A 7,515-nucleotide genomic window follows, 5' to 3' on the forward strand; every position below is an offset into this window, starting at 1 on the left:
GTCAGCTGAGGAGGGTGGACATCCAGGATTCGATGGCGGAGGCCTCGCGGGGGAGGGCGCCGGACATGAGGTGGGCGCCGTCGGAGGTGATGACGAGGTCGTCCTCGATGCGGATGCCGAGGCCGCGGAGTTCGAGGGGGAGGGTTTCGTCGTCGGGCTGGAGGTAGAGGCCGGGTTCGACGGTGAGGACCATGCCTTCCTCGAGGGTGCCGTCGAGGTAGTGGTCGGCGCGGGACTGGGCGCAGTCGTGGTAGTCGAGGCCGAGCATGTGGCCGCTGCCGCAGAGGGTGTAGCGGCGGTGGAGGCCGCTGTCCTCGGCGAGGGACTGTTCGGCGGGGATGCGCAGGACGCCCCAGTCGGCGAGGCCCTCGGCGATGACGCGCATGGCGGCGGCGTGGAAGTCGCGGTAGCGGGCGCCGGGGCGCAGGGCGGCGATGCCGGCGCTCTGGGCGGCGAGGACGAGGTCGTAGGCCTGGCGCTGGACGGGGGTGAAGGTGCCGCTGAGGGGGAGGGTGCGGGTGATGTCGGCGGCGTAGAGGGTGTCGGTCTCGACGCCCGCGTCGAGCAGGAGCAGTGAGTCGGGGTCGAGGGCGCCGTCGTTGCGTATCCAGTGCAGGACGCAGGCGTGGGCGCCGGAGGCGGCGATGGTGGTGTAGCTGGTGCCGTTGCCCTCGGCGCGGGCGCGCAGGTCGAAGACGCCCTCGATCCAGCGTTCGCCGCGGGGGTGGCGCAGGGCGGTGGGCAGGGCGCGGACGACGTCCTCGAAGCCGGTGACGGTGTGGTCGACGGCGAGCTGGAGCTGGCCGATCTCCCAGGTGTCCTTGACGAGGCGCAGCTCGGCGAGGACGGCGGCGAGTTCGCGGTCCTGTACGGAGGCGGCGGCTCGTCCGGTGGCGGCGTCCACGTACGGGTCGACCCCGGCCAGGACGCGGGTGGGCGGCTGGGGGGCGGTGAGCAGCTTCTCCAGGTGGCCGAGGTGTTCGGCGCGTACGCCGGTGAGCCGGGCGGCCTCGGCGAGGTCGGGGCGGCGGCCGACCCAGAACTCCCCGTAGCGGCGGTCGCGGTAGAACTCGCCGCCGCCGCCGGAGCGCGGGGAGCGGGGGTGGAGGTGGAGGACGGGTTCGTGGCCCTCGGGGCCGGCGGGTTCGAGGACGAGGACGTGGTCGGCCTGGTCCTCCCCGGTGAGGCCGGTGAGCCAGACGTAGGCGCTGTGGGGGCGGAAGCGGTAGTCCAGGTCGTTGCTGCGGACCTTGAGGCGCCCGGCGGGGATGACGAGCCGTTCGCCGGGGAAGGCGGCGGAGAGCCGGGCGCGGCGGCCGGGGAACCGGTCGTGGCCGGGGACGCGGAGGTGGGCGGGGAGGGGGCTGGGGGCCCACTGGGTGGCCATGAAAGCGTCGAGGGCGGGGGAGACGGGAAGGTCGTGGCTGCCGGTGTTCAGGCCGGCCGGGGCGAGGGTCACGATGAACTCCTGGGCGGGGCTTGGGAGATGTGTCGCGCGGACACAGGCACGGACACAGCTCGGTAACGGCGGCTGTCACCTCTTGTGCAGTGCAATTTCACATTACTATGTTACGGGTCACACAGCGCAGCGGCCAGATCCGGCCATCCACAGCGGAGTTGCAACATGACCAGGCGCACCCACGCCGCCCTCGCGGCGGCCCTCGCGGCGACCCTCACCCTCGGTCTCGGGGCCTGCAAGAACGACAAGAGCGACACCGGCGGCGACGCGGCGCCCTCCAGCACCAAGGGCCCGGGCGCGGAGAGCGGCACGATCATCGGCGGCACGCCCGCCAAGGGCGGCACCCTCAACGTCCTGACCAACCAGGACTTCGCCCACCTCGACCCGGCGCGCAACTGGACCGTTCCGCACATGGACTTCGGCACCCGGTTGCTCTACCGCACCCTGACCACCTTCAAGTCCGAGCCGGGCGCCGCCGGGAGCGAGATCGTCCCCGACCTCGCCACCGACCTGGGCAAGTCCGCGGACGGCGGCAAGGTGTGGACCTTCACCCTGAAGGACGGCCTCAAGTTCGAGGACGGCAGCCCGATCAAGTCCGCCGACATCAAGTACAACGTCGAGCGCTCGTTCTCCCCCGACCTCACCGGCGGCCCCGACTACGCCGTCCAGTACCTGGCCGGCGGCGAGTCCTACAAGGGCCCGCTCACCGGCCAGCACCTGGCGAGCATCGAGACCCCGGACGACAAGACGATCGTCTTCCACCTGAAGCGCCCGGTCGCCGAGTTCTCCCAGACCGTCACCCTGCCGACCTTCGCCCCGGTGCCGCAGTCCCAGGAGAAGGGCACCCAGTACGACTCCCGCCCGTTCTCCTCCGGCCCGTACAAGATCGAGAGCTACGACCGCGGCAAGCAGCTGGTGCTGGTCCGCAACACCAACTGGGACCAGGGCACCGACACCGTCCGCAAGGCGTACCCGGACAAGATCGTCGTCACCCAGGGCATCAAGGGCGGCCAGGCCGACGACCGGATCATCGCGAGCGACGGCGGCGACGCCAACGCCATCAACATGCCCTGGATGCAGCACGAGTCCATCGCCAAGGTGCTCCCCAAGGCGGACGTGCGCTCGCGCATGTCGGCCGAGCGCACCGGCTGTACGGACATGCTGTACATGAACACCGCCAAGGCGCCCTTCGACGACCCGAAGGTGCGCGAGGCGATGATGTGGGCCGTCGACCGCGAGGCCCAGGTGACGGCCTTCGGCGGCCCGGCCGTGACCGACGTGGCGACCAGCTTCCTGCCGCCGAACCTGACCGGCGGGGAGAAGTCCGACCCCCTGAAGATCCCGGCCGCCGGCGACCCGGAGAAGGCCAAGCAGCTGCTCAAGGACGCCGGCAAGACCGACCTCAAGGTCTCGCTCACCGTCTCGCTCGGCGACAAGACCCGGGCCGAGGCGATCCAGCAGTCGCTGAGCAAGGTCGGCGTGCAGGTCACCGTCAACACCGTGGACCCGTCCGCCTTCACCGACACCCTCGGCGACACCAAGAACGCCCCCGAGCTGACCATCAACGGCTGGTGCCCGGACTACCCCTCCGCCGCGACCTTCCTCCCGTTCCTGTTCGACGGACGGACCATCAAGGAGAAGGGCAACCAGGGCAACTACAGCCAGTTCCGCGACCAGGCCACGATGGACCGGATGGACCAGATCGCGGCCATGACGGACGTGAACGAGGCCAACAAGGCGTGGAAGCAGCTGGACGAGGACCTGATGAAGAAGGCCCCCGCCGTCCCGCTGATGTGGCAGCGGCGCCCGCTGATGGTCGGCACCAACGTGGCCGGCGCGTTCGGGAACTCCGGCTTCGCCGGGATGCTCGACCTCGCCACCGTCGGCCTCAAGGACCCCTCCAAGGGCAAGGGCTGAGGACCGGCACAGATGAGTACCACCACTGAGCCCGTCGACGCGGCCGCGGCCGCGCCGGCGGGCCCCGCGAAGGCCGCAGGGCGCGGGCCCTGGCGGCTGGTCTGGGACCAGCTGTGGGCCAAGGGCTCGGCCCGGTTCGGCCTGATCACCGTCGCCGTGCTCGTCCTGACGGCCGTCCTGGCCGGCCCGCTGAGCGAGCTCGGCGGCTGGACCCCCGAGGAGTTCGACAAGCGCGCCGTCGACTCGTACCTGGGCGGCACGCCCCGGGGCGACTTCGGCGGCATCAGCGCCCGGCACTGGCTGGGCGTCGAGCCGAGCAGCGGACGCGACCTGTTCGCCCGGGTGCTGCACGGCGGCCAGGTCTCGCTGCTGATCGCCTTCACCGCCACCGCGGTGGTCGTGGTCACCGGCACCCTGGCCGGCATCGCCGCCGGCTACTTCGGCGGCCGCACCGACACCGTGCTGTCCCGGCTGATGGACCTCACGATGTCCTTCCCCTCGCTGATCTTCATGATCGCGATGATGTCGGTGGCCCAGGACGTCAACCGGATCCTGCTGATCACCCTGGTCATCGGCCTGTTCACCTGGCCGGGCATCGCCCGCGTCGTCCGCGGCCAGACCCTCTCCCTCAAGCACCGCGAGTACGTCGAGGCCGCCAAGGTCGGCGGCGCCCGCTCCTGGCGCATCCTCACCCGGGAGATCCTGCCCAACGTCTCCGGACCGGTCATCGCGTACACCACGCTGCTGATCCCCGGCATGATCGCCACCGAGGCGGCCCTCAGCTACCTCGGCGTGGGCGTGCGCCCGCCGACGGCCTCCTGGGGGCAGATGATCGCCGAGAGCATCAAGTACTACGAGACCGATCCGACGTACTTCCTCATCCCGACGGTCTTCCTCTTCCTCGCCGTGCTCGCCTTCACCCTCCTCGGGGACGCGCTGCGCGACATCCTCGACCCCCGGGGAGGCCGGTCGTGATCCTCTACCTCGGCCGCCGACTGCTCGGCGTGGCGGGCATCCTGCTCGCCATCTGCGCCATCACCTTCACCATCTTCTACCTGCTGCCCAACGACCCGGCCGCCGCGGCCTGCGGAAAGACCTGCAGCCCCGAACGGCTCGCCGACGTCAAGGCCGCGATGGGCCTGGACAAGTCCGTCTGGCAGCAGTTCGGCGACTACCTGACCGGCATCTTCGCCGGCCGCGACTACGGCAGCGGCCCCAGCGCCGTGCGCTGCGGCTTCCCCTGCCTCGGCTACTCCTACGAGTACTCGCTGCCGGTCTGGGACCTGCTCACCGACCGCCTGCCGGTCTCGATCTCGCTGGCCATCGGCTCGGCCGTGCTCTGGCTGATCCTCGGCCTCGGCGCGGGCGTCACCTCGGCGCTGCGCAAGGGCGGCGTCACCGACCGCAGCCTGATGGTGCTCTCCGTCGGCGCCGCCTCGCTGCCGGTCTACTTCACCTCGATCATGCTGATCTGGGGCGTCGTCAGGACGGCCGGGCTGCTGCCGTACCCGTCGTACCACGCCTTCACAGACGGCCCCCTCGACTGGGCCACCAACCTGCTGCTGCCCTGGATCGCCCTGGCCCTGCTGTACGCGGCCATGTACGCGCGCCAGAGCCGCAACTCGATGATCGAGGCGATGGCCGAGCCGTACATCCGCACCGCGCGGGCCAAGGGCCTGCCGCTGCGCACCGTCACCGTCAAGCACGGGCTGCGCTCCGCGATGACGCCGATCCTCACCATCTTCGGCATGGACCTCGGCGGGCTGCTGGCCGGGGCCGTCATCACCGAGTCGATCTTCGGCCTGCCCGGCGTCGGCCGGCTCTTCTACGACGGGCTGGCCCGCTCGGACCAGCCGGTCATCCTCGGCGTCACCCTGCTCGCGGCCTTCTTCATCGTCGTGGCGAACCTGCTGGTCGACCTGCTCTACGCGTTCGTCGACCCGAGAGTGAGGTACTGATGAGCGCACTGCTGGAGGTCGAGGGCCTCAGGGTCGCCTTCTCCACGCCGCGCGGCACCGTCCAGGCGGTGGACGGCATCTCCTACGCCGTCGAGGCCGGCCGCACCCTCGGCCTGGTCGGCGAGTCCGGCAGCGGCAAGTCCGTCACCTCGCTCGCCGTCATGGGCCTGCACCAGGGCGCGAAGGTCGAGGGCTCGATCCGGCTCAACGGGCAGGAGCTCAACGGGCTCGGCGAAGGGGAGCTGAGGACGGTGCGGGGCCGGCGGATCGCCATGATCTTCCAGGACCCGCTCTCCAGCCTGCACCCCTTCTACACCGTCGGCGAGCAGATCGCCGAGCACTACCGGGTGCACTTCCGGGCGAGCCGCAAGGCCGGCCGGGCCAGGGCGATCGAGATGCTGGCCGAGGTCGGCATCCCCGAACCGGCCCGGCGCGTCGACGAGTACCCGCACCAGTTCTCCGGCGGCATGCGCCAGCGCGTCATGATCGCCATGGCGCTGGCCTGCGAACCCGAGCTGCTCATCGCCGACGAGCCCACCACCGCCCTCGACGTCACCGTCCAGGCGCAGATCCTCGACCTGATCGCCCGCATCCAGCAGGAGCGCGGCCTCGGCGTCGTGATGATCACCCACGACCTCGGCGTCGTCGCCAGGGTCGCCCACGAGGTGCTCGTCATGTACGGCGGCCGCGCGGCCGAACAGGCCCCCGTGGACCGGCTGTTCGCACAGCCCGCCCACCCGTACACCCGCGGGCTGCTCGACTCGCTGCCCCGCCTCGACGACGGCGACGACGCCCCGCTGCGGGCCATCCCGGGCACCCCGCCCTCGCTGCTCGCCCCCGCCCCCGGCTGCTCCTTCGCCCCGCGCTGCGCCCGCACCACCGCCGCGCAGGCCGAGGACCACGCCCGCTGCCTGGCCGAACGGCCCCTGCTCGACCCGCTCGGGCCCGGGCACATGGCGGCCTGCCACCTGCCGTTGGTGCCGACTTCGGAAGTGGTGTCCTGATGCCCTTGCTCTCCGTGAAGGACCTGGTGAAGACCTTCCCCGGCCGGCGCAGCCGCACCGGCCGGGCCGGAGCGCCGATCCGGGCCGTGGACGGGGTCAGCTTCGACCTCGAGGCCGGGGAGACCCTGGGCCTGGTCGGCGAGTCCGGCTGCGGCAAGTCCACCACCGGGCGGATGATCGTCCGCCTGCTGGACCCGACCTCGGGCACCGTCACCTTCGACGGCACCGAGATCGGCGGCCTCCCGCAGGGCCGGCTGCGCCCGCACCGGCGGCACCTGCAGATGGTGTTCCAGGACCCGTACTCCTCGCTCAACCCCCGCCAGACGGTCGCCCGGATCATCTCCGAGCCGCTGCTGGTGCAGGGCTCCAGCGCGGCCGACGCGCGCAAGCGGGCCGTCGAGCTGATGGAGCTGGTCGGGCTGATCCCCGAGCAGGTGGACCGCTACCCGCACGAGTTCTCCGGCGGCCAGGCGCAGCGCATCGGCATCGCCCGGTCGCTGGCGACCTCGCCGAAGCTGGTGATCGCGGACGAGCCGGTCTCCGCGCTGGACGTCTCCATCCAGGCCCAGGTGGTCAACCTGATGGAGCGCCTCCAGAAGGAGCTGGGCCTGGCGTACGTGTTCATCGCGCACGACCTGTCGGTGGTCAAGCGGGTCTGCGACCGCGTCGCGGTGATGTACCTGGGGCGGATCGTCGAGATCGGCGACAAGGCCGACGTGTACGGCGAGCCCGCGCACCCGTACACCCGGGCGCTGCTGTCCGCCGTGCCGCTGCCGGACCCGGCGGCGGAGCGGGCGCGGGAGCGGATCGTGCTGCTCGGCGACCCGCCGAGCCCGGCCAACCCGCCGTCGGGGTGCAGCTTCCACCCGCGCTGCCCGAAGGCGCAGGAGCTGTGCCGCACCGAGCGGCCGCTGCTGCGGATCGTCGGTACGGGCGAGCGGCAGGCGGCGTGCCACTTCCCGGAGGGAGTGGCCGAATAGACGCCCGGTCGGGCGGGGCGGGGAACCTCCAGAGGGCCGCGTCCGACCGGGTTCCAGCAACGACCGGGGCCCCGGGCCGCGCCGCGCGGGGGGGGGGGGGGGGGGGGGGCCCGGCCCCCCCGCCCCCCGCGGGGGCCCCCCCCGCCGGGGGGCCCCCCCCCGGCGCGGGGGGCCCCCGCCCCCGGGGGGGGGCCCCG

Annotated in this window: 6 protein-coding genes; 5 read left to right on the forward strand and 1 reads right to left on the reverse strand. The window is 72.1% G+C overall.

Annotation, left to right across the window (positions count from 1 at the left end; all coding sequences use genetic code 11):
* Nucleotide 1: 1 nt before the first annotated feature.
* Complete coding sequence (locus tag ACIBCA_RS21715; protein WP_396284582.1) at nucleotides 2-1,459, reverse strand: aminopeptidase P family protein; 1,458 nt, start codon at nucleotides 1,457-1,459, stop codon at nucleotides 2-4.
* Between the two features lie 165 nt (nucleotides 1,460-1,624).
* Between ACIBCA_RS21715 and ACIBCA_RS21720 the strand changes: the two genes are divergently transcribed.
* The 5 genes from ACIBCA_RS21720 to ACIBCA_RS21740 are packed head-to-tail and all read left to right on the forward strand — an operon-like array spanning nucleotide 1,625 to nucleotide 7,318.
* Nucleotides 1,625-3,376, forward strand: coding sequence for an ABC transporter substrate-binding protein (locus tag ACIBCA_RS21720; RefSeq protein ID WP_396284583.1), 1,752 nt, complete (start codon nucleotides 1,625-1,627; stop codon nucleotides 3,374-3,376).
* 12 nt (nucleotides 3,377-3,388) lie between these two features.
* Entirely contained in the window at nucleotides 3,389-4,351 is a 963-nt protein-coding gene (locus tag ACIBCA_RS21725; protein ID WP_396284584.1) for an ABC transporter permease, read from the forward strand.
* Nucleotides 4,348-5,334 (forward strand): ABC transporter permease, encoded by a 987-nt coding sequence (locus tag ACIBCA_RS21730; protein ID WP_396284585.1) that lies wholly within the window; start codon nucleotides 4,348-4,350, stop codon nucleotides 5,332-5,334. The genes ACIBCA_RS21725 and ACIBCA_RS21730 overlap by 4 nt, the downstream gene beginning before the upstream one ends.
* On the forward strand, nucleotides 5,334-6,338 hold the full coding sequence (locus ACIBCA_RS21735) for an ABC transporter ATP-binding protein (protein ID WP_396284586.1): 1,005 nt from the start codon (nucleotides 5,334-5,336) through the stop codon (nucleotides 6,336-6,338). The genes ACIBCA_RS21730 and ACIBCA_RS21735 overlap by 1 nt, the downstream gene beginning before the upstream one ends.
* Nucleotides 6,338-7,318: an ABC transporter ATP-binding protein gene (locus ACIBCA_RS21740; RefSeq protein ID WP_396284587.1), complete on the forward strand. Its 981-nt coding sequence runs from the start codon at nucleotides 6,338-6,340 to the stop codon at nucleotides 7,316-7,318. Before ACIBCA_RS21735 ends, ACIBCA_RS21740 begins: the two co-directional genes overlap by 1 nt.
* The last annotated feature ends 197 nt before the right edge of the window (nucleotides 7,319-7,515 follow it).

It is taken from the genome of Kitasatospora sp. NPDC051170 (assembly GCF_044455705.1).
Taxonomy (GTDB): Bacteria; Actinomycetota; Actinomycetes; order Streptomycetales; family Streptomycetaceae; genus Kitasatospora.